The organism is Rahnella laticis (assembly GCF_015644585.1).
GTDB classification, from domain to species: Bacteria; Pseudomonadota; Gammaproteobacteria; order Enterobacterales; family Enterobacteriaceae; genus Rahnella; species Rahnella laticis.
Window position 1 is genome coordinate 77,793 of sequence record NZ_JADOBI010000005.1, and the last position, 23,689, is coordinate 101,481.

Here is a 23,689-nt window from a genome sequence, read left to right on the forward strand (position 1 = left end):
CTCAGGCCAGATACATTTAATGAACAAATGTATTTATCATTTAACATTGTTCATAAACCTAGTCTGACACGCTGAGGAAAACTTTTGCGCTGATCACAGTTTGTTCAACTCATAGAGTCTGCGATATGATTCGACCAGAATTCATTTGGAATTTGCCAAACACATCACAGTTAACAACATTTCGTTAACGAACAATTGATCTACATTTTGATAAGTGTTCACTATGAATGATAAGACAACGCTTTCTGATCTGACTAACCATCCGGAATTCAGCATGGGCGAAGAGGAACTGCTGGCGCGCACCGCCTGGTTCTATTACCACGACGGTCTGACCCAGAATGAGATTGGTGAACGACTTGGCCTGACGCGGCTGAAAGTGTCGCGTCTGCTGGAAAAAGGCCGGCAATCCGGGGTGATCCGCGTGCAAATCAACTCGCGGTTTGAGGGGTGTCTGGCGCTGGAAAACACTCTGCTCGAACGTTTTGGTTTGCAGCAGATCCGCGTCCTGCCGCAGCTTGCCGACGGTTCGCTGAGTGCCCGTCTGGGTGTCGGCGCGGCGCATATGCTGATGACGTTGCTGAAACCTGAACAACTGCTGGCGGTCGGATTCGGTGAAACGGCCATGAGCACGCTGCAACATCTGAGCGGCTTTATCGCCTCGCAGCAGATCAGGATGGTCACGCTTTCCGGCGGTGTCGGCCCGTATATGACCGGCATCGGGCAGCTCGATGCGGCCTGCGGCGTCAGCATTATTCCCGCGCCGTTGCGTGCCTCATCGGCCAGCGTGGCGGCGATTTTCCGGCAGGAACGCAATGTTCATGACGTGATGCTGGCGGCCTGCGCGGCGGATATTGCGGTGGTCGGCATCGGTTCGCTGAACCAGAAACAGGAAGCGACGATCCTGCGCTCCGGTTATATCAGCGAGGGGGAGCAGTTGTTATTTGGCCGCAAAGGCGCGGTCGGCGACATCCTCGGCTTCTTTATGCAGCGCAGCGGCGAGCTGGCGGAAAACATGGCGATCCACGATGAACTGATCGCCGTCGCCCCCGCCGATCTGGCCAGTATTCCGACCGTTTTAGGCGTGGCAGGCGGCGTCGAGAAAGCCGAAGCTATCGTCGCAGCGCTGAAAGGCAAACGAATTAACGCACTGGTTACTGAAGAGAGCACAGCAAGAGCCATGCTGGCGTTGCTCGACTGACCCGCAGGGAGTGAGGGGTGTGGCGGTCAGGTAAACGGTGCCCGATAAACTGGCACGAGAGAACGTAGCGATGACCTCTACCCTGAACTCTGACGACGATCGTAGCTATTTAATGGCGCTGGATGCCGGTACCGGCAGTATCCGGGCGGTGATTTTCAATCTCGAAGGCGAACAGATTGCCGCCGGACAGGCCGAATGGATCCATCTGGCGCTGCCGGATGTGCCCGGCTCTATGGAGTTTGATCTGCATAAAAACTGGCAACTGGCCTGCCAGTGTATCCGCCAGGCGCTGCACGAAGCGCATCTCCCCGCCTCCGCCATCCGCGCCGTCGCCGCCTGTTCGATGCGTGAAGGGATTGTGCTTTATGATAAATCCGGCGAACCGATCTGGGCCTGCGCTAACGTCGATGCCCGCGCCAGTCGTGAAGTTTCCGAACTGAAAGAAATCCACGATTTCGAATTTGAACGCGAAGTGTATGAATGCTCCGGCCAAACGCTGGCGCTCAGCGCCATGCCGCGCCTGCTGTGGCTGGCGCACCATCGGCCAGATATTTACCGTCAGGCCGCAACCGTCACCATGATCAGCGACTGGCTGGCCTATATGCTCAGTGGCGAGCTGGCGGTTGACCCGTCTAACGCCGGCACCACCGGCATGCTGGATCTGGCGACCCGCAACTGGCGGCCTGAGCTGTTAGACATGGCCGGGCTGCGCGCCGATATGCTTTCCCCCGTCGCCGAAACCGGTACGCGTCTGGGCTATGTCACTGCCAGCGCAGCGGAACTCAGCGGCCTGAAAGCCGGAACCCCCGTCGGCATGGGCGGCGGCGATGCCCAGCTCGGTACGCTCGGTTTAGGGCTGGTGCGCCCCGGTCAGACCGCCGTTTTAGGCGGCACTTTCTGGCAGCAGATTGTGAATTTACCGGAGCCGGTCACCGATCCGGAAATGAACATCCGCGTCAATCCGCACGTCATTCCCGGCATGGCGCAGGCCGAATCCATCAGTTTCTTTACCGGCCTGACGATGCGCTGGTTCCGCGATGCGTTCTGCACCGAAGAGAAAACTCTCGCCGGACGGCTGGGCGTGGATGCTTACAGCCTGCTCGAAGACATGGCTGCGCGCGTGCCGGTGGGTTCATGGGGCGTGACGCCGGTCTTCTCCGATGCGATGCATTTCAAGAACTGGTATCACGCCGCGCCGTCGTTTATCAATCTGTCCATCGACCCGGAAAAGTGCAACAAACCGACGCTGTTCCGCGCGCTCGAGGAAAATGCCGCCATCGTCTCGGCCTGTAATCTGGATATGATCGCCCGCTTTTCCGGCGTGCGCGCAAAATCGCTGGTGTTCTCCGGCGGCGGTTCGAAAGGAAAACTGTGGTGTCAGATTCTGAGTGACGTCACCGGCGTTCCGGTTAACGTGCCGGTCGTGAAAGAAGCCACCGCGTTGGGCTGCGCGATTGCAGCCGGTGTCGCGGCAGGGGTTTATTCCTCGCTGGCCGACACCGGAGAAGCGCTGGTGCGCTGGGAACGGGAATATCAGCCGGACGTGGCGAACCACGCGAAGTATCTGGTGCAGAAAGCCAACTGGCAGGAAGTGTACGCGGACCAGCTGAGGCTTGTTGACAGGCAACTGACGACATCGATGTGGAAAGCACCCGGGTTGTGATGCCTGAAGGTGGGTTGCCACCCAAACTGGCTTAAAACAACCACAAATTCAAGACCTTGGGCTCGCCGCCCAAACTGGCCCAAAGGGCGCGTTAACGCGCGCGCCCTCTGGACACCCGCGCTTTTTAACTGCGCGCTGCCGCTTGTAAAGTATGTTTCAGCAACTCCGGCTATTGCCGCAAAATCCCGCCGCTGCGCGGTTCCCTTCAGTCGGATTACAAACCGCGCGAAAAGATACGCGGTTTTTCACCTCTCCTTTCGGCGTGATTTTTGAAAGCGGCCAGAGGCTTTTTAGTTCACAACCTCACTAATTTTGGTCTGCTCCTTCCCCTCTCACGAGGGGAAGGCCGGGATGGGGTGTGGGTTGTAGCGGCTCAGTGGTCTGCTAAACCCCCTCCCAACCTCCCCCTTCGCAGGGGGAGGAGCAAACCAAACCACTGTAATAGGGTAAAAAAGCCAGTGGCCGCTTTCAGAAAGCTTGCTGAATTACATAGCCATTGGCCGCATTCAGAAAGCTTGCTGAGTGAGTGTTTCGAGACCGTGGGCTCGAAGACCGAAACGAAGGAACCGCGCAGCGGCAAGTTTTCGCGGCAATAGCTGTGGCTGCTGAAACTTAGCCAGCGAGCGGCAGCGCGGGTTGTAAAAAGACGCGGAGATTCCAAAGAGGCCCCGTCCTGGGCCTCTTTGGTCGGTTTCGGCGCAGCGCGTTAAGTGATCACTGCAATTGAAAAACCGAAACTGTCTCGATCAGTTGAAAGCCTTCACTGCAAGTGAATAACCGAAACTTACCCCATGCCCATTTAAACTGTGGGCGTTGGGCTACCAGCCCAAAAATCAAACACGTTTTCCCCGTTTCTTAAACGCTCAGATGGAATACACTTCATTCCTAAATTTCATACTTGGTTATGTGGCGCAGATCACATCTTAATTGTATGATGAATGCATCATTCAAGCGGGCAAATCACTATGAACAACGCATTATCTCTGGCTTTTCACTATATCCGGGCATTTATCCTGATATACCTCTGTCTGTTCGCCGGGAACGCGATTTCATCTCTTTTACCGATCACCATTCCCGGCAGCATCATCGGAATGCTGATCCTGTTCGGGCTGCTTTCCACGCAAATTCTGCCGTTTAAATGGGTCAAACCGGGCTGCAATGTTCTCATTCGTTATATGGCGTTGCTGTTCGTGCCCATCGGCGTCGGGGTGATGAATTACTACGAACAGCTGCGGACACAGTTCGGTCCGCTGGTGGTGTCTTGTCTGGTGAGTACGATTATTGTGTTGCTGGTCGTCGCCTATTGTTCCCACTATATTCATGGCGATCGCGGTGCGGTGACTGACAAGGCGGAGAAGAAAAATGATTGATATTCTGTGGTCACTTCCGCTGACGCTGCTGGTGTTTTTCGCCGCACGCAAGCTGGCAATCAAACTCAAAATGCCGTTACTCAATCCGCTGCTGATGTCGATGGTGATTATCATCCCTCTGCTGCTGGTCACGAATATCCCTTACACACGCTATTTTGCCGGCAGTAAAATTCTCAACGATTTACTGCAACCCGCCGTTGTCGCGCTGGCGTTTCCGCTTTACGAGCAACTGCACCAGATCCGCGCGCGGTGGAAATCCATCATCAGCATCTGTTTTATCGGCAGCATCGTGGCGATGACCACCGGGACCGCGATTGCGTTATGGATGGGGGCGACGCCGGAAATTGCCGCGTCAGTAATGCCTAAATCCGTCACTACGCCGATTGCGATGGCTACCGCGCAATCCATTCACGGTATTCCGGCCATCAGCGCCGTGTGCGTTATCTTTGTCGGGATCCTGGGCGCAGTCTTCGGCCACAGCATTCTGAACGTGCTGAAGATCACCACCAAAGCCTCACGCGGTCTGGCGATGGGCACCGCCTCTCACGCACTCGGCACCGCCCGCTGCGCAGAAATGGATTATCAGGAAGGCGCGTTCAGCTCGCTGGCGCTGGTGATTTGCGGGATTATCACCTCCCTCCTCGCCCCTTTCCTGTTCCCCGTCCTGCTCGCTCTTTTCGGACATTAATGTAGCCAAACCGAACCGAAGTTTCCTCAAACTAGTCCGTGTCGGATCAAGGCGGCAAGTGTGTAAGTCCCGATGAGCTGACATTAAGTCAGTGATTCGGGCGAGCACACGCAGCCAACGCAGACCCGGCGCGAAATAGGAAGAGGAAGAGGAAGAGGAAGAGGAAGAGGAAAAAATGTATGTCGCCCAACCTTAGAAAGACGACATACAAAGCTGAAGGTACCCGGTTTAAGTACAATCAGAAAAGGGCCTGCGTGTCTGCTTTAGCCACAGACGGCAGTCGATAACGAAGAGAGTAAGCGGGCGCGTCAGGTGACGCGCCGGAAGAATTACGAATTCATCTGGAACAGGGACATCCCCTGCATGGCACTGTAGGTTTTGTAAGAGGCCTGAAGCGCGACCTGTTGCAGCGTGTACGTCGAAATTGCGGAGGTCCATTCGGTATCGACCAGATTACTGAGTTTGGTCGAGTTTGCCACGTCGCGGTTATCCCCGAGCGTATCCAGATTGTCCAGTTCGCTCATCTGAGTACCCAACTCTGAACGCACAGACAGCACGTTGTTGAGTGAGTTGCTCAGCCCGCGGTTGGCTTTGCCGATCGCATCTGAATATTCGGTATCAGACGTGTAATCCGCAGAAGGCGTTTTCAGCGCAGTCAGCGCACCGTCGATGGTTTTGAAGATATCGGATTCGCTGGCAGAGCCATCGGGTTCCGCTTTCGCATCACCGGTTAAGGAATCGAAAACCTGATTGCCGGTATGGCTGATGGTCATGGTGCGGCTGGCATCAACCTGCTGGGTCAGCGCCGTCGTGCCACCGGTATAGGTTACGGCACCGGTCGTCGCGTCCTGCGTGTACGGCGGCGTATCACTTTTGTAACCGGCAAAAATGTAACGGCCATTACCATCGGTGCTGTTTGCCAGGTTCAGCAGCTGAGATTTCAGGCTTTCCAGTTTGGTGGCCAGTGAGGAACGGTCGTCGTCGCTCAGGGAACCGTCACCGGCCTGAACGATCAGCGTCTGCGCATCCTGAATGGTGGATGTCACGCTGCTTAACGTCGATTCTTCCTGACTCATGCTCTGGTTGGCAAAGGTACGCGCCACAGAATACTGCGCGTTTTCTGCCTGTGCCTGACGAACCAGTACGGCCTGTGAAGCAGCCAGCGGATCATCAGAAGGCTTGCTGACTTTCGAGCCGGTGGACAGCTGTAAACCGGTCGCCTGGAAACGGTTCTGACCGTCCAACACCGCGTTCATGTTCTGGTCGTAAATCATGTTGGTACTAAGGCGCATGGCATCAGTTCCTTATCAGTTCAAAAATCAGCGAATGTTGATGATCGCGTCAAAGATGGTCGAAGCAGTCTGCACAACCTGCGCGTTCGCCAGATAATATTGCTGGTAACGTTGCAGATCGCCGTATTCTTCATCGAGGTTAACCCCGGAGATAGACTGCTGTTGCGTGGTCAGTTGCGTCACGATATTGGCCTGCGCCGTGCTGGTGGTGGTCAGCGTGGCAACCTGGTTACCGACGTTACTCACCAGGCTGGCATACGCGCCGGTCAGGGTAGATTTACCTTCCACCAGTTTTGCGGTTTGCAGGTTCAGCAATTTCTGCGCATTGGTGTTATCGCTGACGCCGCTGTCTGCTGCGCCTGCGGCGGCAATCAGGGAAGAATCATTGATGGCGACATTAATGCTGCCGGCAACGTTGCTCACCGTTTTGATGGTGATGCTGTCGTTGGTGGCTGGCGTTCCGGTGACGGAAACGGATAAGCCGTCAAAGTCCATCGTCGGATTACCGCTGCTGTCGGTGCCTGCCGTTGGCGTAATGGTTGCGCCATCGGATACACGGGTCACTTTCCACGCGCTGCCGTCGTACGCCATGGTGTAATCGCTGGCTTTCACGGCGGTGGTGTCTTTATAAGCCACGCTCACATCGGCAGTGCCGGTGTTTTTGGTATTCGCCACCGTGGTTGCCCCGGTGAACGAGAAGAAATCTGTACCGGCGTCGCCGTTGAGATCAAAACCGGCTTTGTTGGTGGTGTTGAACGCATCGGCCATGGACAGCGCAAGCTGGCCCAGCTGGTTGATCGCCGGTTCCAGGTTGTCTTTGCGGAATGCCAGCGTGCCGCCGAGTGTCCCGGTGGTCAGACGGCTTTCCTGAAGCTGCGTCACCGAGCCATCAGGCTGGGTCATGCCGACCGTTAGTTTTGACGGATCCGCGCTGGACGCCATCGCCACAACGGTTTTCGCCGTTCCACCGCTCACCAGCGGCGCACCGTTGGCGAAGGAGACGTTGTACGTGTCACCGTCCTGCTGCGTGACGGTCACACCGGTAATATTATTGAGCTGGCTGACCAGCTGATCGCGCTGATCGAGCAGGGCATTCGGTTCCTGCCCTGTGCTGCCGCGCGTCGCGGTGATCTGATTGTTTAACTTGGCAATCTGCGCCGCATAAGTGTTGATCTGGTCAACGTTTTGCGTGATTTGCTGGTTAACGGCGGTATTCATGTCGCTCAGGTATTTCGCCGAGCTGTTGAACTGCGCGGTTAAGCCCTGCGCTTCACCCAAAACCGCCTGACGCGCCGAGCTGTCGCTGGCGTTACTGGTCAGGGTTTGCAGGCCCTTGAAGAAGGTTGCCATGGTGGCATCGATGCCGGTCGAGCTGTCACCCAGCAAATCATCGATGGAGCTGGCCTGATCAAGCTGCGTTGACAGCGCACTGCCTGTCGCGCTCGCGCCCAGCAGTTGCTTCACGACAAAAGAGTTGTACTCACGGTTCACGCCCGTCACCGTCACACCATTGCCAATATACCCGGCAGACGTCGACGTCCCGTTGCTCTGAGTAATGATGGCAGTCTGGCGGTTATAACCGGCTACGCTGACGTTCGCGATGTTGTTGCCGGTGGTACTGAGCGCGGCCTGCGCTGCGTTCAGTCCGCTCATTGCGGTATTAATTAAGCTACTGGACATGAGTGACCTTTTGGCTGCCGGTGACTTTTTTACCACCGTGTAATTAAGGGAACTGAAACGGGGCTTTCCCCTTTTCCCATTCTTAACGTGTTATCGGCCTGTACGGCTAAAACTTGAGAAAAAAAACACGCTTTTGCGGCACTAAAAAATATCTTTTAAATCATGACTGTAAGCTTTCACAGCCTGCTCGCCCGCGCCTTTGATTTTCTGGATCACACTGACCAGTTTGTCGGCGTAATTCGGATCCGTCGCATAGCCCGCGCGTTGCAGTGCATGTGCGGCCTGTTCAGGCGTATTTGCGTACGCCACCTGGGCGTAGCGCGGGTTGTTGGTGAGCAGTTTGATGTAGTCGCTGATCGCTTCCACGTAAGAGCCGTAAACACGGAAACTGGCCTGAACTTTTTTCGCCACGCCGTTGGCGTATTCCGTGGTGGTGATATTGGTCGTCGGGCCTTCCCAGCTGCTGCCCGCTTTGATGCCAAACAGGTTGTAGCTGCGTTTGCCGTCGGCGGTTGGAATTTCGCGCTGACCCCAGCCCGATTCCAGCGCAGCCTGCGCCACAATCAGCTGATGAGAAATGCCGCTGTCTTTACTCGCCACCTGCGCCGGAATGCTCAGGCTGGAGACGAACTGGCCGCTGTCGGTTGGTAGTGGCGCACCGCCGGTGGTGCGATCCGGCGCGGTCGGAATGACTTTACGCAGATACTGTTCCATCGCCTGAATGGGCATGGTTTTCAGCACTTCGCCGTCGAGCGCCATCGGCGTGGTGCCCGCCAGTTCCGACGGCTGTTTTGAGCCGCCGGTCAGCTGTTCCACCATCATGTCGGCCATGCCCAACCCTTTGTCGGACATGTCCTGTGCAATTTGCTGATCGTACATCGATGTATAAAGCTTGGTGGACTGGTTATCGAGGATCCCGCCCTGCGGCAGCGCCTGACGCATGCTTTTCAGCATCATCTGCACGAAGACGCCTTCGAACTGTTTGGCGACTTCTTTGATGTGGGCCTGCGGATCCTGCGAAACGTCCCGCTTCAGTTTGTTCAGGGAATTCGTGTCATACGCCGCACCCTGCGGGTCAAACGCCCCTGACATCGACATCAGATCGCTCATCAGATAATTTCCAAATCAGCACGCAGGCAACCGGCTGTTTTCATCGCCTGCAGGATGGACATCAGATCGATAGGCGTCGCGCCTAACGCGTTAAGTGTGCGGACCACGTTGTTCAGGCTGGCGCTCGAACGCACCTGCTGGATAGAACCGCCGGACTGACGAACGGAAATATTGGTATTTGGCGTCACGACGGTCTGGCCGCCGCCAAATGGCGTATTCGGCTGGCTGACGTCGTTCTGGCGATCGACCACCACGGACAGATTGCCCTGCGCCACGGCGCAGCTGTCGAGCGTGACGTCGCGGTTCATCACCACCGAGCCGGTACGGGAGTTGATGATCACTTTCGCGTCCATCGGCCCGACGTTGACCTCGATGTTCTGAATCTGCGCCAGAATGCGCACCTGCGAGGTATTGCCGCGCGGTACGATGACCTGAATATTGCGCGAATCCAGCGCCGAGGCGGAGCCCAGCCCCTGACGGTTAATGGCGTCACTGACCTGCTGCGCCAGATTGAAATCTTCATCATTGAGTTGCAGGCTAATCACGCCTTCCGTGCCAAACGTGCTTGGCAGTTCGCGTTCAATGGTCGCCCCGCCGGTAATACGGCCACCGGAAACCTGGTTAACCGTGACGCTGCTGCCGCCGGCAGAAGCCCCGGCACCGCCGACCAGCACGTTACCCTGCGCCAGCGCGTAAACCTGATTATCGACGCCTTTCATTGGCGTCATCAGCAAGGTTCCGCCGCGAATACTTTTGGCGTTACCCATTGAGGAAACCACGACATCAATCGCCTGACCGGCGCGTGAGAACGGCGGCATTTTGGCGGTAACCATCACGGCTGCCACGTTTTTCAGCTGCATGTTAGTGCCCGCCGGAACGGTGATCCCTAACTGGGACAACATGTTGGTCAGCGTCTGGGTGGTAAACGGCGTCTGCGTGGTCTGGTCACCGGTTCCGTCGAGGCCAACGACTAAGCCGTAGCCGATCAGGGCGTTATCACGCACGCCTTGTACCGTCGTCAGATCACGAATACGGTCGGCGGATGCGGGCAGTACCACCAGGGCGGACATTGCCAGACAGATGACACCGGAAAGTAGTTTTCGCATGATTGCCTCGTTATAACGGCGATAAGTTTAGGAAGAACCGCTGCAACCAGCCCATGTTCTGCGCTTCATTGATGTAGCCGTTGCCCACGTATTCGATGCGCGCATCAGCCACTTGCGTGGAGATAACGGCGTTGGCACCGCTGATGGTGCGTGGGTTGACCACACCGGAGAACCGGATAAATTCGGTTCCCTGATTAATTTCGATTTGTTTTTCACCGACAACTTTCAGGTTGCCGTTAGCCAGCACTTCCGCAACCGTCACGGTCAGCGTGCCGCTGAAGGTGTTGTTGGCCGCCGCGCCGCCTTTCCCGGCGAAGGTGTTGGCACCGGTCATGTCGAGGTCAGCGCGCGCATTGCCGAACAGACCTTCCAGATAGCGGGGTGCGGTGGCCGCACCAAAGGTGGTTGACCCGTTGCGGCTGGCGTTGGCGGAGGAGCTTTTGCTCGCACTCACGTTTTCCTGCAAGACGATGGTCAGTGTGTCACCGACGTTTCGTGGACGGCGGTCTTCAAACAGAGGCTGATAACCATAGTTCATCGGCTGAACGGACTGGAAAATCGAACCGTTGGGAACCGGCGGTGCGGCAGGTGCAGGCGCGGCGGACGTTGCGCCGGGTACCAGCGGAGTATGGGGCATATACGCACAGCCATTCGCCAGTAACGTGACTAACAGCAGCAGCACCAGCTTGCCTGGTCGGTCTGTATAAGAAGTCATTACCGACGTTATTTTTTTGGTCACCACAGTTATCGCCTTAAAAAAATCGACCTGGTAGGGATCTGAAACGGTTCAGGGCAGAAGCAAATTTGCCCCTGCCCTCTTATTTTTCTTACCACCACAAAAAACTTACAGCTGCGAAAGTTTTTGCAGCATTTCGTCTGACGTGGACACCGCTTTACTGTTGATTTCGTAAGCACGCTGCGTCTGGATCATGTTGACCAGCTCTTCCGCCACGTTGACGTTAGAGGTTTCGACATAACCCTGATACAACAGGCCGGCACCGTTCAGACCCGGCGTGCTGTCTGTTGGCGCGCCGGAACTTTGGGTTTCCTGGTACAGGTTTTCACCCATAGATTCCAGGCCGCTGTTGTTGATGAAGGTGCTCAGCGTCAGCTGGCCGACCTGCTGTGCAGCGGTCTGGCCCTGCACGGTCACGCTGACGATACCGTCACGACCGACGGTCATGCTCAGGGCATTCGCCGGAACGGTGATCGCAGGAATGATCTGGTAGCCGCTGGAAGTAACCAGCTGGCCGTTCTGATCAACCTGGAAAGAGCCGTCGCGGGTATAGGCGGTGGTGCCATCCGGCAGCTGCACCTGGAAGAAACCTTCGCCTTTGATCGCGATGTCTTTACTGTTACTGGTCTGCGACAGGTTGCCCTGTGAGAACAGGCGCTCGGTCGATACCGGGCGAACACCGGTACCGATTTGCAAACCGGAAGGCAGGTTCGTCTGTTCGGAAGACTGCGCACCCGGCTGACGGACTGTCTGGTAAAGCAAATCTTCGAAAACCGCACGCTGGCGTTTGAAGCCGTTGGTGCTGACGTTCGCCAGGTTGTTGGCGATAACATCCATGTTGGTCTGCTGGGCATCCAGCCCGGTCTTCGCAATATATAGCGATGGGATCATGTCATTACTCCTCTGCCATCATCAGCTCATTGACAGCAGATTGTTGGCACTCTGTTCATTTTCATCGACGCTGTGGATGACTTTCATCTGCATCTCAAAGCGGCGTGCGTTGGCTATCATGTCAACCATGGTCGAAACCGGATCCGCGTTACTGCCTTCAAGTGTTCCGGGCATAACGTGGATGGTCGGGTCGGCCTGCAATGTCGCACCCCGGGCTTGCGCCGTCGCGGCTGTCGGACGGAACATGCCGTCGTCTCCGCGGGTCACTTCATTGCCAGCCGCCTTCACCAGTTTCAGTTTGGCGAGCTGCCCCATGGTGTTGGGATCAGCGCCGGCTTCCAGGACAGCAATGGTCCCGTCCGCAGAAATCGTGAGCTGAGACTGCGGCGGAACTTCGATTGGCCCGTTATCGCCCATCACCGGATGACCCTGAATGGTCAGCTGGTTGGCAGGTGAGACCTGCATGTCGCCGTTGCGCGTGTACGCTTCAGTGCCATCAGGCATCTGCACCGCCAGGAAACCATCCTGCTGTAAAGCCACATCCAGCGGACGGCCGGTGTAGTTAAGTTTCCCCTGAGTCATGTCTGCGCCCGGTGTGGAGGCCGTGACCAGCGTACGCGTTTGCAGGCTTTCGCCATCCACCGGTACGGCGCGCATGGCTAAAAGCTGTGCGCGAAAGCCCGGTGTGGAGGCGTTAGCCAGGTTACTTGACGTGACCGACTGCTGAACCAGCGTCTGGCTGGCTGCGCCGCTCGCGGTGTAGATAGCGCGATCCATAGTGCTGCCCTGTTTTTAAGTCGCGCGTTAGCGCAGGTTAACCAACGTGTTCAGGATGGAGTCCTGAGTTTTGATGGTCTGCGCATTCGACTGATAGTTACGCTGAGCCACGATCATGTTGACCAGCTCCGCACTCAGATCGACGTTGGAAGATTCCAGCGCGCCACTGGTCATGGACGCTAAACCGCCCTGACCCGCGATACCGGTCACAGCCTGGCCTGAAGAAGAGGTCGCCGACCACACGTTATCGCCTTCAGATTTCAAACCTTCAGGGTTGGAGAAGTTACTCAGCACAATTTGTCCCAGTAACTGGGTTTTGTTGTTGGAGTAAGTCCCGGAAATCGTGCCGTCGTCATTGATGGTGTAGCCGGTCATCTGGCCTGCTGCATAACCATCCTGATTCTGGGAACCGATGCTGTCGCTGCCGGTGCTCTGCTGAATACTGCCGGTGAAATCCAGAGAAACGGTTTGCGGGGTCACGGTGCCGTTGGTGGCGGTGTTCATTGGCAATGTCAGTGCCAGACCTGCGTTGGCAGCGCCTGTTGCATCGGTGGTGCTGACCAGTGCGCCGCTGGTGTCAAATTTCAGAGAACCAATTTTGGCGGCTGCGGAGCCGGCAACGCTGCCATCTTGTGAGTAAACATCCCAGTTGTTCGCGGAGGTTTTCACGAAATACACGTTGTTGTCGTGCGCATTACCCTGCGAGTCATAGGTGGTGATGCTGTTCACGTAGTTGTAGCTGGTGTCATCGCTGCTGCTGAACGTTTTGGTCGCCGGGATCGCGGTATCCGTTGAGTTCAGGTTAGCCACCATGGTGGCGGCGGTAGAGGCTTTGGCGCTCATCATGGTCGTCGGGATGTTCAGCGCAACAGGCTGTGCGCCCGCGGCGATGGTCGGTGGTGTACCCGTCGCCGGGAAACCGGTCACGCTCAGACCCTGCATGTTCACCAGATTACGGTTCGCATCGAGGGAGAACTGGCCATTACGGGAGTAGTAAACCGCACCGCTGGTGTCGGTCAGGCGGAAGAAACCGTTGCCGCTCAGTGCCACATCCAGCCCGCGGGAGGTGTTGGTGGTGGTACCGTCGTTAAAGTTCTGTGTGACAGCGGCGACTTTTACGCCCATACCGGTCTGAGAACCGGCGAACATATCGGCAAAAGAGGCGGTGGCTGTCTTAAAACCCACGGTGGCGGAGTTGGCGATGTTGTTACCAATCACGTCGAGGTTGGTCGATGCCGCGCTCAGGCCGCTGACTGCTTGGGAAAAGCTCATGTTAGCTCCATTTTACTGTGTGTAGTTGCTGCATGAAGTTAAGGGTTTCAGCTCTTCTTCCCGCGAAGGAAGTGAGCCAACGGCTTACAAAATCTGGCGTACAGAATCGACAGTTGCGGTTCCGCGCACGCCCAGATCCAACGCGGTATTCCCGGATGAATCTTTGGTTACACCATTGACCAGCGCATAGTTCAGCGGTGTTGCCACCATTTGCTGACTGTTGTTCAGGGCATTGATGCTGAAGGTGTAGCTGCCATCCGGGGCTGCGGTGCCATCGTCCTGCGTGCCGTCCCAGGTGTAGCTGTGAACGCCCGCAGTCTGTGAACCCAGGCTGAGGGTTTTCACCACTTTGCCGGTGGAATCGCTGACGGTGGCGGTAACGCTGCTTGCCGCGGTTTCCAGCTCGAAACCAAATGGCGTGGTGCTGACCGTGCCGTCGGTGTCTTTACCCACCAGGATCGCACTGCCGGAAACCATCACGCCGTGGCCAATCAGTGAACTGGCCTGCACGGAAGTGCCGCTGGAGATTTGCCCGGAAATGCCGCCCAGCGTGGTGTTGAGTTTTTCAATCCCGCTCACGGTACTGATTTGTGCCAGCTGGCTGGTGAGCTGGCTGTTATCCATCGGATTGGTGGGATCCTGGTTTTTCAGCTGAGCAACCAGCAGGGTCAGGAAACTACTGGAGAGATCATCGGCCGAGCTGGTTCCGGTGGTGGACGTGCTGGAGCCGGTGTTGGTGATCGTGGTGTTATCAGTGGTGTCATTAATCGACGTCGTTATAGACATATTTCGCTCCGCTATTGCCCCAGAGTGAGAGTTTTCATCATCAACGACTTAGTGGTGTTGAGCACCTCGACGTTGGCCTGATAACTGCGGGAAGCGGAGATGGTGTTGACCATTTCGCTGACCACATCTACGTTTGGCATCTGCACATACCCTTTCGCATCCGCCATCGGATTACCGGGCTCGTACACCATGCGCACCGGCGCCGGATCATCAACGATCTGCGCCACTTTCACGCCGCCGGTTTCCTGCCCCGGCGCCGCGTTCACCTGAAACACGACCTGTTTAGCCTTATAAGGCTGACCATCCGGGCCGGTCACACTGTCGGCGTTGGCCATGTTACTGGCGCTGACGTTCAGACGCTGAGACTGCGCGGCAAGCGCAGAACCGGCGATATCAAAAATACCGAGCATCGACATAGGTTTTATCCTTGCAGCACCGACATCATCCCTTTAATTTGGCCGCCCAGGACGGTCAAATCGGTCTGATAGCGCACGCTGTTATCCGCAAAGTTGGTACGTTCACGGTCCATATCGACCGTGTTACCGTCCGCCGACGGTTGATCAGGGATCCGGTACATCAAATCCATGTCGGCAGGTGAAACGTTTGATGCCGCGATGTGGCGGTCAGACGTCAGTGACAAAGACATGCCGCTTTCACTGGCGCGGCCCTGCTCCATCACTTTCTGCAACTGACTGGCGAAATCGATATCGCGCGCCTGATACCCCGGGGTATCGGCGTTGGCGATATTGGCTGAAAGTATTTCTTGCCGCTGGGCGCGCAGGTTGAGCGCTTCCTGTTGGAACTGTAGTGCGGCGTTCAATTTGTCGAGCATGCGCCCTCCGCAAAGTGAGATTTTGGAGTCGACAGCATAAATGCGGGTGTCAACAACCTATCGTCTGAATAAGCGCAAAATCGTCCGCTATTTGTCCCTTTAGGAATTGCAAACTGAGGGTAGACTTGTCTCCAGTAGACTTTTCGCCGACACATCGGGCACAAAGGTAAATCGCGTATGAACAGGCTGAAACTCCGACGTTTAAGCATCACGCTGGGCTGCATTCTTCTGGGTGTGACATCCGGCGGGAACAGCTTTGCGCAAAATGCGCCAGCCAAAAGCGTGCCTGCGTCGGCCAATAGCGATACACTACTGACCTCGCAGCTCCAGCAGTTCTTCCGTCAGCAATATGCCGACAGCGGAATGCAGGTGAAGGTGGTGGTAATGACCCCCGCCGCGCGTCAGCCGCAGTGTTTATCGCCACAATTTATGCTTTCGTCCAACAGCCGCACCTGGGGAAATGTCTCGGTGGCGGTGAACTGTAACGGTCAGAAAAGTTATGTGCAGACCAAGGTCCAGGTGAGCGGAACTTACTGGGTGGCGGCGAAAAATGTGCCTGCGGGTGCGCATCTGGCGCAAACGGATCTGGAAGCCAAAAACGGGCGTCTGGATCTGCTGCCACCGAAAGCGATCCTTGACAGCAATCAGGCGATCAACGGCGTCACGCTGCGCAATATCAGCATCGGCCAGCCGTTAACGTTGTCGATGCTGCGCCGTCCGTGGATGGTACGTGCGGGTCAGGAAGTGCAGGTACAGGCGACAGGCAGTGGTTTTAACGTGTCCAGCGCCGGTAAGGCGATGAACAACGCAGCAGCAAATGAATCCGTGCGGATAAGAATGCCGTCAGGTGTAATTGTGAACGGGACAGTGGGCTCAGATGGGTCTGTGACAGTGACAATTTAGGTTGAATTGCAACCGTATTTGTAGAAAAAGCTGCAATTAAGGCTAAAGTTATTTCGCCACATGTCGATAACAAACGTATCAGAGTCGTCCCACGACGGCATTTTTGGGGTTTGCGTCACATTAAAGGCCCTGAATACCCTTACCGGAGAATATTTATATGGCTATCGATCGTACTCAAGGTGTTTCACCTTTAACTTCGATCCAGCAGCGTGATCCTTCTGAAGCTTCTGTTCAGAATACGCGCAAAGAAGACACTGTTTCTGGCACCACCACCAGCGGTACGGCGGTGACCCTGAGCTCAGCGCAAACGTCTCTGACTCAGTCAAGTGCGCAGGACATCAACACGGCACGTGTCGACGAACTGAAACAAGCTATCCGTGATGGCAAACTGACCATGGATACCGGCAAAATTGCTGATGCTCTGTTGAAGGACACGCAGGACTATCTCAAAGGTTTTTAAGCCGCAGACCCGGCTAAGAGACGAAAAAGTTGGAAGGTAATAAGGCCCGATGAAGAATTTTATCAAGTCCATGACTACCTTGGTTGAAACGTTGCAAGCGCTGGATCAAGTGATTAATCACGAACAAACGATACTGTGCTCAGGCCGCGTGAACGGAGCGGCCCTGCAGCATATCACCGAGCAAAAGAGCTCATTGCTCGCTACGGTAGACTATCTTGATAAACAGCGTCGTCAGCATGACGAACGCCTGAAACAAAGCGCCCCCTACTCCCGTCAGCCGGAAATCGCCGCGATGTGGAAAGAGGTGGTGCAGCTGACCACCAGGCTGAGTCAGATCAATCGTCATAACGGCATGTTGCTGGGTAAACAAATTGCCTACAACACCGAGGCTTTGGCTATTCTCAACGCCAGCCAGACACAAAAATTCTACGGACCGAACGGGCAGGAAACTGTATCCGGGCAAACCGTCAGGAAGATTTCCGTTTAGACCGAAACGGAGAACGGTTTTTCACTCGCCGTGAGGGCGGGCAGATGATTGAGAAAGTTTCGGTTTTTCAACAACTGTGATCATTTAACTTCCTGCGCCTAAACCGACCAGAGAGGGCCAAGACGGGCCCTCTCTGGACTCTCCGCGTCTTTTTTACTGCGCGCTATCGCTGGCTGGCTATGTTTCAGAAACTCCTCTTATTGCCGCAAACACCGCCGCTGCGCGGTACTTTCGTTTCGGATTCGAACCAGCTCGAAAAAGGACTCTCGCCGTTTCTCATCTCTCACTCAACGTCGTTTTGAAAGCGGCCAGAAGCTATGTAATTCGGAAGAATAATGCTGGTGTTTATGCTCCTTCCCCTTGGCAAGGGGAAGGTTGGGATGGGGTTCGAAATGGCAACTTTGAAGGTGAGTTGTTTGCTAAACCCCCTCCCGGCCTCCCCCTTCGCAGGGGGAGGAGCAAACCAAACCACTGTAATAGGGTGAAAAAGCCTCCAGCCGCTTTCAGAAAGCTTGCCGAGTGAAGTGTTTCGAGACCTATGGCTCGAAACCGAGCGAGGGAACCGCGCAGCGGCAAGTTTTCGCGGCAATAACTGTGGTTGCTGAAACTTAGCCAGCGAGCGATAGCGCGCAGTAAAAAAGACGCGGAGATTCAAAAGAGGGCTCGTCATAGCCCTCTTTTGTCGGTTTCGGCGCAGGAAGTTAAGTGATCACAGTTATTGAAAAACCGAAACTTTCCCGGTCCTCCGTTAAAAGCCCCCGGTAGCCTACCGGTAATTCACAATGACCTGATTCCCGATCACCCGTAGCGGCGTATTCATCGCCCCATTTCCAGTGACGAAATACACAAACCGCAGCGGGGAGCTGGCGGTCTGGCCGTAAAACGAACGCGTCGAACCGCTGTCCGCGTCCAGCCCCACGCAGTGATTCAGGGTGTTGCAGAGTTTCACCTGTAATCCTGCCGGTCTTGCGCCGAGCACTTCATATTTCCAGCTGACCGTGGTGATCGTCGCCGAACTTTTTTGCCTGACCGGCGCGGAATCTGCGGCGGCCAGCGGCGGTGACGACATCATCACGCCCCGGTTTTGCAGCGTTACGCCGCGCTGAGTATCCGACCAGGAACCTGACGCGGCAACGGCAGGCAGGCTTATCAGGCTGAGGACGATCAGCGCGGTGCGAAGCATCTTATTCACCACCGATGGTAGCGGTCATGCGGATCTGGCGGCTGTCGGTCATTTCGAGATTCGACATCACCACAATCTGCGGCAGTGAGCGGCGCAGGAAGCGCGACAACAGCGGGCGCAGCGCGTGATTCACCAGAAGAACCGGTGGCGCGCTGAGCATATCCTGACGCTGTAACGCGGCTTCCGACTGCGTTAACAGACGATCGGCCAGCCCCGGTTCTAATCCGCCGCCGCTTTGCAGCGCCTGTAACAGCAGGCGTTCAAGCGCGGTATCCAGCCCGATAACCTGGACTTCGCCGTTACCCGGGAACCATTGCTGAGTAATCGCCCTGCCCAGCGCGACGCGTACCACAGCCGTCAGTTCGTTCGGATCAGGCTGATTCGGCGCGTATTCCGCCAGCGTTTCGACAATCGTGCGCATGTCGCGAATCGACACGCGTTCGGACAACAGATTTTGGAGAACCTTGTGCATGTTGGTCAGGGAAATCACGCCCGGAATGAAATCTTCCGTCAGCTTCGGCATTTCCTTGGTGACGCGCTCCATCAGTTCCTGCGTTTCCTGGCGGCCAAACAGTTCTTTGGCATGCAGGCTGATCAGGTGATTGAGGTGCGTCGCCACTACGGTACTGGCTTCCACCACCGTGAAGCCCTGAATTTGTGCCTGTTCGCGCATCGCCGGTTCAATCCACACCGCCGCCAGCCCGAACGCCGGATCGACCGTCGGTTCACCCGGCAGTTCGCCAATGGCGTTACCCGGATTGATCGCCATCCAGCGCCCCGGATGTGCGGTCCCTGTACCAATTTCGACGCCTTTCATCAGAATGCGGTAACCGGCAGGCGGCAGTTCGAGGTTGTCGCGGATGTGGATCACCGGCGGCAGATACCCCATTTCCTGCGCGAATTTCTTACGGATACTGCGGATACGCCCCAGCAGTTCGCCGTTTTGCGCAAAGTCCACCATCGGAATCAGGCGATAGCCCACTTCCATGCCCAGCGGATCTTCAAGCTGTACGTCTGACCAGCTGGCTTCCACCAGCTGTTTGCCGCTGTCGGCTGCCGACGGTGCCACTTCTTTTGCCGCAGGAGCTTTCTGCTCCTGACCGCGCGTCCACCACGCCAGCGCCAGTAAAGCGCCGGTGAACAGCAGGAAAACCAGGTTTGGCATGCCCGGCACCATGCCGAGCAGCCCGAGAACACCGGCGCTCAGCATCATGACGCGCGGATTACGGAACAGCTGGGTGACCATCTGCTCGCCTACGTCCTGATTAGTACCGACGCGGGTCACGATGACACCGGCAGCGGTGGAGATTACCAATGCAGGGATCTGCGCGACCAGACCGTCACCGATGGTCAGCAAGGTATAACTTTCTGCGGCGTGGCCGAGATCCATACCGTGTTGCAGGACGCCCACCAGCAGGCCGCCGACCACGTTGATGATCATGATCATCAGACCGGCAACGGCGTCACCGCGCACGAACTTACTCGCACCGTCCATCGAACCGTAGAAGTCTGCTTCCTGCGTAACATCGCTGCGGCGTTTTTTCGCTTCGTCTTCGCCAATTAAACCGGCGTTGAGGTCGGCGTCGATCGCCATCTGTTTACCCGGCATCCCGTCGAGGACGAAACGCGCGCCAACTTCGGCGATACGCCCGGCACCTTTGGTGATAACCATAAAGTTAATCAGCACCAGGATGATAAACACCACGATACCGATGGCGAAGTTACCGCCGACCAGGAAGTGGCCGAACGCTTCGATAACCCGCCCCGCCGCCGCGCCGCCGGTGTGACCTTCGAGTAAGATCACACGCGTGGAGGCGACGTTGAGCGACAGACGTAATAAAGTTGAGAACAGCAGGATGGTCGGGAAAGCCGCAAAATCCAGCGTCCGCTGGGTGAACATCGCCACCAGCAACACCATGATGGACAGCGCAATGTTGAACGTGAACAACAAGTCGAGGAGGAACGGCGGCAAAGGCAGCACCATCATCGACAGGATCATCAGGATGAGGATTGGGCCTGCCAGAACCTGCCATTGTCCGGACTTAAAGTTGGCGGGTAAACGCAGCATCGCGGCCAGATTAGCCATGGGTATCACTTTCTCCTGCAAAATCCAGACCGTCAGGCACTGGTAAATGTTGAGGTTTTTTCGGGATCAGTCCGCCTTCGCGCTTCCAGCGTTTAAGCTGATAAACCCAGGCCAGAACTTCGGCAACCGCGGCGTACAGCGCGGTCGGGATTTGCTGACCAATTTCACTGTGCCGGTAAAGCGCACGCGCCAGCGGCGGCGCTTCCAGCATCGGAATTTTGTGTTCGGCACCCAGCTCTTTAATGCGCAGCGCCACGTCGCCCGCGCCTTTCGCCAGCACTCTCGGTGCGCTCATTTTGTTTTCGCTGTACTGCAATGCAACGGCGTAGTGCGTCGGGTTGGTCACAATAACGTCGGCTTTCGGCACATCGGCCATCATGCGGCGGCGTGCCATGGCGCGCTGTTGCTGGCGGATACGGCCTTTAACATGCGGGTCGCCTTCCTGACTTTTATGTTCGTCGCGGATATCCTGCTTACTCATGCGCAGTTTTTTCAGGTTGCTCCAGATTTGCCAGAACACGTCGAACGCCACCATCGGCGTTAACCCGAGAACCACCATCAGCCCGCAGAACGCCACCATGTTCAGCGCTTCGCCGAGTGCGGGGATCGTCGGCTGCGCCATCAGCCGCATCATGTCCGGCCATTTGTGCCACACATAAAAACCGGCGACAGAGCCGACCAGCAGCGCTTTCAGGATGGCCTTGAGCAGTTCGGCCAGCACCTGACCGGAGAACAAACGCTTAAATCCGGCAATCGGATCCATGCGGCTGAATTTCGGGGCAAATGATTTCCCGCTGAACATCAGCCCGCCGAGCAACAGCGGCGCGGCCAGGGCAATCAGGATCAGGCCGCCGATAACCGGCAATAATGCCCAGACTGCGCGGCCCAGCAGTGTTGCCATTTGCTGCAACACCTGGCGGTCATCGCTGACCATGCCGTGATCAAACTTCAGCCCCTGCGAAATCATCACACCCAGCTGACGCGCCATCGATTCACCGGAAACCCACAGCAACGTCAAACCGCCCCCGAGCATTAGCATCGAGGTCAGTTCGCGCGAACGCGGGATTTGCCCTTCTTCACGGGCTTTTTCCAGCCTGTGGGATGTGGGGGCTTCTGTTTTTTCGAGATCGCTGTCTTCAGCCACCGGTGTTTCCTGTCAGCATTTACCCGGCGCAAAGAGCGACGGGCACAATTTATTGCAAAAAATCCCAAAGGCAATGGAGTTGCAGCAAGGCAGCAAGTGAGGGAATCCCGATGAGCTGACATAAAGTCAGTGATTCGGATGACCAAGCGTAGCTAAGCCGCTGCAACTTCAATGACGCAGGGATAGCATGACAAAAGCGGCTAAGTCTTATGGATGGAAAAGAGGCAGGTTTTGAGGTCTGTTTACTAAATCAAATGGATAAATGTCTTGAAGAACCTGAGAGCGGAGGGGACTATTTTAGGAATTCACTGACTTTATGTGGGTTTATTCTTATTCAATGATCAAAAAATAGCATATGCGTCCTTCCTTTTTGAGAAGTTTAAACGTTAGAATCGCTGCGCCAAACTGATTAGTTTTTATTTTGTGGATAGCACTGCTGTGTAAAATTCATTACCTAAAACCACCGTTAATCGTCCTGAAAAAATGAGTTTTCTTTCACGTTGATTTCAGACGATATTATTAGATTACCGTTTTTTCTGATATTTCCCTGCTCATGCATGACTGACATTTGTGGAACTGTCTGCGAAAAAGCTCGCCGGTAAAAAATAACATCCCTTACCCTGTCTTTGTTCCGGGACTTAAACAGCCCCGTAAGAACATAAATCATCTGCAATTAATCAAGGATAGAAAAAATATGAGTGGGAGAAAGTACTTAACTCAGGTTGAGATGGAGAAACTCGTCGGTACCGTTTCGACAGGCGTCAATAAAGTGCGCGATAAATGCATGTTATTAATGTGTTTTATTCACGGCCTTCGTGTCAGCGAGCTGGCTAATTTACGGGTTAAGGACATTGAGCTTTCGACCAAGATAATTTATATCACCCGCCTCAAAAACGGGTTCTCTGTTCAGCATCCCATTCAGGACAGGGAGATGACTTTTATTAAAGAATGGCTTGAAATACGGTCACAATATCTGGATGCCGACTCAGAATGGTTATTTCTTTCCCGTCATGGCGGCCAACTGTCACGACAACAACTCTATCGTTTGTTCCGTAAATACGGCGAGGACGCGGGAATTAACGTGGCGGTCCATCCGCATATGCTCAGACACGCCTGCGGTTATGCGCTGGCAGATACCGGCTGCGATACGCGGCTGATTCAGGATTATCTTGGCCACAGAAATATTCAGAACACGGTTATTTATACCGCCAGTAACGCCGGGCGTTTCCGGTCAATCACCATATAACGGGCGTTACCTTTTTACGTTTCTGCCCGTCAGGGGCCGCAGTACGCGGCTCACCGGGCTAATCCATGTTGCGGGGATGGCTAAATCCCCCTCAGTTCACATGCCATTTTTGAGCAGCAGGAACAACTCCGCATCGGTCGTGATGTGCAGCTTGCGCATGACATTACATTTATGCGCACTGACGGTTTTGATGCTGAGATTTTTCAATTCCGCAATCTGGCTGAGGCTCATGCCGTTGAGCAGATATTTGATGATCTCATTCTCGCTTTGCGTCGGCCGGAATCCGGTGCGCTGACTGGCTACATCCTGCTCGGCTAAGGTGCAGCAGATTAGCGGGCTTAACACTTTCTTTTTCGCCAGCGCATGACGGAATAGATCATCGGTAATCACCGGCGACTCTCCGCGCGCAATCAGGCTGATATTGCTGAATTTGAGCAATTTTTTCAGTTTGTCGGCGTCGCGACACAGCGTATAGACCACGATAATCAGCTGGGGAAATTGCAGGCTCAGGCGCTGGAGAATTTCCTGCCCTTCCTGAATACTTTCCTGATAGCCATGAAGATCGGTGATCAGAATGTCCACCGACTGGTACATCAGGCCTTCTGCAATGCGGCCCAGACTGGTTTCTTCCATGCGGATGTCACAGGTCTCGTCGATGGAGTTAACCAAATAGGACAGCCCTGAAAGCGTCAGCGGATGGCTGTCCATCAGGGCGATCGTCCGGGGTTTGATGTGGGCGTGAATCATGGTGTAGCTCCCTGACTTGCCGGGAATAAATT

23 protein-coding genes are annotated in these 23,689 nt (G+C 55.5%); 8 read left to right on the forward strand and 15 right to left on the reverse strand.

Going from position 1 to position 23,689, the window contains the following annotated elements; all coding sequences use genetic code 11:
- The first annotated feature begins 223 nt into the window (after positions 1-223).
- The 4 genes from lsrR to IV433_RS12285 all read left to right on the forward strand — a co-directional run bounded on the left by lsrR (position 224) and on the right by IV433_RS12285 (position 4,919).
- Positions 224-1,198, forward strand: coding sequence for a transcriptional regulator LsrR (lsrR, locus tag IV433_RS12270; RefSeq protein ID WP_195814614.1), 975 nt, complete (start codon positions 224-226; stop codon positions 1,196-1,198).
- Positions 1,199-1,268: 70 nt separating this feature from the next.
- On the forward strand, positions 1,269-2,861 hold the full coding sequence (gene lsrK / locus IV433_RS12275) for an autoinducer-2 kinase (protein ID WP_195814692.1): 1,593 nt from the start codon (positions 1,269-1,271) through the stop codon (positions 2,859-2,861).
- Positions 2,862-3,826: 965 nt separating this feature from the next.
- On the forward strand, positions 3,827-4,231 hold the full coding sequence (locus IV433_RS12280; protein WP_152326924.1) for a CidA/LrgA family protein: 405 nt from the start codon (positions 3,827-3,829) through the stop codon (positions 4,229-4,231).
- Entirely contained in the window at positions 4,224-4,919 is a 696-nt protein-coding gene (locus IV433_RS12285; RefSeq protein WP_104922277.1) for a CidB/LrgB family autolysis modulator, read from the forward strand. Before IV433_RS12280 ends, IV433_RS12285 begins: the two co-directional genes overlap by 8 nt.
- 329 nt (positions 4,920-5,248) lie before the next feature.
- Here IV433_RS12285 and flgL read toward each other — a convergent pair whose 3' ends face one another.
- The 11 genes from flgL to flgB all read right to left on the reverse strand — a co-directional run bounded on the left by flgL (position 5,249) and on the right by flgB (position 15,401).
- Entirely contained in the window at positions 5,249-6,211 is a 963-nt protein-coding gene (gene flgL / locus IV433_RS12290) for a flagellar hook-associated protein FlgL (protein WP_195814613.1), read from the reverse strand.
- A 27-nt stretch (positions 6,212-6,238) separates the two neighbouring features.
- Complete coding sequence (flgK, locus tag IV433_RS12295) at positions 6,239-7,891, reverse strand: flagellar hook-associated protein FlgK (RefSeq protein WP_195814612.1); 1,653 nt, start codon at positions 7,889-7,891, stop codon at positions 6,239-6,241.
- A 141-nt stretch (positions 7,892-8,032) separates the two neighbouring features.
- The gene (gene flgJ, locus IV433_RS12300) at positions 8,033-9,001 is read right to left on the reverse strand and encodes a flagellar assembly peptidoglycan hydrolase FlgJ (RefSeq protein WP_195814611.1); all 969 of its coding nucleotides are present in this window, start codon (positions 8,999-9,001) and stop codon (positions 8,033-8,035) included.
- Entirely contained in the window at positions 9,001-10,107 is a 1,107-nt protein-coding gene (locus IV433_RS12305; RefSeq protein WP_195814610.1) for a flagellar basal body P-ring protein FlgI, read from the reverse strand. The genes flgJ and IV433_RS12305 overlap by 1 nt, the downstream gene beginning before the upstream one ends.
- A 10-nt stretch (positions 10,108-10,117) precedes the next feature.
- Positions 10,118-10,822 carry a flagellar basal body L-ring protein FlgH gene (locus IV433_RS12310; protein ID WP_195814609.1) on the reverse strand — a complete coding sequence of 235 codons (705 nt, stop codon included), beginning with the start codon at positions 10,820-10,822 and terminating at the stop codon, positions 10,118-10,120.
- 129 nt (positions 10,823-10,951) lie between these two features.
- Positions 10,952-11,734, reverse strand: coding sequence for a flagellar basal-body rod protein FlgG (gene flgG, locus IV433_RS12315; protein WP_104922283.1), 783 nt, complete (start codon positions 11,732-11,734; stop codon positions 10,952-10,954).
- Positions 11,735-11,755: 21 nt separating this feature from the next.
- Entirely contained in the window at positions 11,756-12,511 is a 756-nt protein-coding gene (locus IV433_RS12320) for a flagellar basal body rod protein FlgF (protein WP_195814608.1), read from the reverse strand.
- A 27-nt stretch (positions 12,512-12,538) separates the two neighbouring features.
- On the reverse strand, positions 12,539-13,783 hold the full coding sequence (gene flgE, locus IV433_RS12325) for a flagellar hook protein FlgE (protein ID WP_195814607.1): 1,245 nt from the start codon (positions 13,781-13,783) through the stop codon (positions 12,539-12,541).
- 84 nt (positions 13,784-13,867) lie between these two features.
- Complete coding sequence (flgD, locus tag IV433_RS12330) at positions 13,868-14,569, reverse strand: flagellar hook assembly protein FlgD (RefSeq protein ID WP_195814606.1); 702 nt, start codon at positions 14,567-14,569, stop codon at positions 13,868-13,870.
- Between the two features lie 11 nt (positions 14,570-14,580).
- A complete protein-coding gene (gene flgC, locus IV433_RS12335) occupies positions 14,581-14,985 on the reverse strand; it encodes a flagellar basal body rod protein FlgC (RefSeq protein WP_152326913.1) in 405 nt (134 codons plus the stop codon).
- A 5-nt stretch (positions 14,986-14,990) separates the two neighbouring features.
- A complete protein-coding gene (gene flgB, locus IV433_RS12340; RefSeq protein WP_104922288.1) occupies positions 14,991-15,401 on the reverse strand; it encodes a flagellar basal body rod protein FlgB in 411 nt (136 codons plus the stop codon).
- 177 nt (positions 15,402-15,578) lie between these two features.
- Between flgB and flgA the strand changes: the two genes are divergently transcribed.
- The 3 genes from flgA to IV433_RS12355 all read left to right on the forward strand — a co-directional run bounded on the left by flgA (position 15,579) and on the right by IV433_RS12355 (position 17,251).
- Positions 15,579-16,304 (forward strand): flagellar basal body P-ring formation chaperone FlgA, encoded by a 726-nt coding sequence (flgA, locus tag IV433_RS12345; protein ID WP_195814605.1) that lies wholly within the window; start codon positions 15,579-15,581, stop codon positions 16,302-16,304.
- 157 nt (positions 16,305-16,461) lie between these two features.
- On the forward strand, positions 16,462-16,764 hold the full coding sequence (gene flgM, locus IV433_RS12350) for a flagellar biosynthesis anti-sigma factor FlgM (RefSeq protein WP_152326911.1): 303 nt from the start codon (positions 16,462-16,464) through the stop codon (positions 16,762-16,764).
- Between the two features lie 49 nt (positions 16,765-16,813).
- Positions 16,814-17,251 carry a flagella synthesis protein FlgN gene (locus tag IV433_RS12355; RefSeq protein WP_195814604.1) on the forward strand — a complete coding sequence of 146 codons (438 nt, stop codon included), beginning with the start codon at positions 16,814-16,816 and terminating at the stop codon, positions 17,249-17,251.
- A 766-nt stretch (positions 17,252-18,017) separates the two neighbouring features.
- Here the strand turns inward: IV433_RS12355 and IV433_RS12360 are convergent.
- From IV433_RS12360 to flhB, 3 genes are read right to left on the reverse strand one after another with little or no spacing between them, the layout of a single operon-like run.
- Positions 18,018-18,434: a flagellar protein FlhE gene (locus IV433_RS12360; RefSeq protein ID WP_195814603.1), complete on the reverse strand. Its 417-nt coding sequence runs from the start codon at positions 18,432-18,434 to the stop codon at positions 18,018-18,020.
- A 1-nt stretch (position 18,435) separates the two neighbouring features.
- Entirely contained in the window at positions 18,436-20,520 is a 2,085-nt protein-coding gene (gene flhA / locus IV433_RS12365) for a flagellar biosynthesis protein FlhA (protein WP_195814602.1), read from the reverse strand.
- Complete coding sequence (gene flhB, locus IV433_RS12370) at positions 20,513-21,664, reverse strand: flagellar biosynthesis protein FlhB (protein WP_152325887.1); 1,152 nt, start codon at positions 21,662-21,664, stop codon at positions 20,513-20,515. The genes flhA and flhB overlap by 8 nt, the downstream gene beginning before the upstream one ends.
- A 676-nt stretch (positions 21,665-22,340) precedes the next feature.
- Here flhB and IV433_RS12375 point away from each other — a divergent pair.
- Positions 22,341-22,910 (forward strand): tyrosine-type DNA invertase, encoded by a 570-nt coding sequence (locus tag IV433_RS12375; RefSeq protein ID WP_255562206.1) that lies wholly within the window; start codon positions 22,341-22,343, stop codon positions 22,908-22,910.
- Positions 22,911-23,006: 96 nt separating this feature from the next.
- Here the strand turns inward: IV433_RS12375 and IV433_RS12380 are convergent, their stop codons facing one another.
- On the reverse strand, positions 23,007-23,657 hold the full coding sequence (locus tag IV433_RS12380; RefSeq protein WP_195814601.1) for a response regulator transcription factor: 651 nt from the start codon (positions 23,655-23,657) through the stop codon (positions 23,007-23,009).
- Between the last annotated feature and the right edge of the window lie 32 nt (positions 23,658-23,689).

Coding starts and splice junctions, on each gene's coding strand:
- IV433_RS12360 (WP_195814603.1), bottom strand. CDS start 18,434: ATGCTTCGCACCGCGCTGATCGTCCTCAGCCTGATAAGCCTGCCTGCC.
- flgK (WP_195814612.1), bottom strand. CDS start 7,891: ATGTCCAGTAGCTTAATTAATACCGCAATGAGCGGACTGAACGCAGCG.
- lsrR (WP_195814614.1), top strand. CDS start 224: ATGAATGATAAGACAACGCTTTCTGATCTGACTAACCATCCGGAATTC.
- IV433_RS12280 (WP_152326924.1), top strand. CDS start 3,827: ATGAACAACGCATTATCTCTGGCTTTTCACTATATCCGGGCATTTATC.
- flgE (WP_195814607.1), bottom strand. CDS start 13,783: ATGAGCTTTTCCCAAGCAGTCAGCGGCCTGAGCGCGGCATCGACCAAC.
- flgJ (WP_195814611.1), bottom strand. CDS start 9,001: ATGAGCGATCTGATGTCGATGTCAGGGGCGTTTGACCCGCAGGGTGCG.
- IV433_RS12320 (WP_195814608.1), bottom strand. CDS start 12,511: ATGGATCGCGCTATCTACACCGCGAGCGGCGCAGCCAGCCAGACGCTG.
- flhA (WP_195814602.1), bottom strand. CDS start 20,520: ATGGCTAATCTGGCCGCGATGCTGCGTTTACCCGCCAACTTTAAGTCC.
- IV433_RS12285 (WP_104922277.1), top strand. CDS start 4,224: ATGATTGATATTCTGTGGTCACTTCCGCTGACGCTGCTGGTGTTTTTC.
- flgM (WP_152326911.1), top strand. CDS start 16,462: ATGGCTATCGATCGTACTCAAGGTGTTTCACCTTTAACTTCGATCCAG.
- flgA (WP_195814605.1), top strand. CDS start 15,579: ATGAACAGGCTGAAACTCCGACGTTTAAGCATCACGCTGGGCTGCATT.
- flgG (WP_104922283.1), bottom strand. CDS start 11,734: ATGATCCCATCGCTATATATTGCGAAGACCGGGCTGGATGCCCAGCAG.
- flgC (WP_152326913.1), bottom strand. CDS start 14,985: ATGTCGATGCTCGGTATTTTTGATATCGCCGGTTCTGCGCTTGCCGCG.
- flgL (WP_195814613.1), bottom strand. CDS start 6,211: ATGCGCCTTAGTACCAACATGATTTACGACCAGAACATGAACGCGGTG.
- flgB (WP_104922288.1), bottom strand. CDS start 15,401: ATGCTCGACAAATTGAACGCCGCACTACAGTTCCAACAGGAAGCGCTC.
- flgD (WP_195814606.1), bottom strand. CDS start 14,569: ATGTCTATAACGACGTCGATTAATGACACCACTGATAACACCACGATC.
- IV433_RS12310 (WP_195814609.1), bottom strand. CDS start 10,822: ATGACTTCTTATACAGACCGACCAGGCAAGCTGGTGCTGCTGCTGTTA.
- lsrK (WP_195814692.1), top strand. CDS start 1,269: ATGACCTCTACCCTGAACTCTGACGACGATCGTAGCTATTTAATGGCG.
- IV433_RS12305 (WP_195814610.1), bottom strand. CDS start 10,107: ATGCGAAAACTACTTTCCGGTGTCATCTGTCTGGCAATGTCCGCCCTG.
- IV433_RS12355 (WP_195814604.1), top strand. CDS start 16,814: ATGAAGAATTTTATCAAGTCCATGACTACCTTGGTTGAAACGTTGCAA.
- IV433_RS12380 (WP_195814601.1), bottom strand. CDS start 23,657: ATGATTCACGCCCACATCAAACCCCGGACGATCGCCCTGATGGACAGC.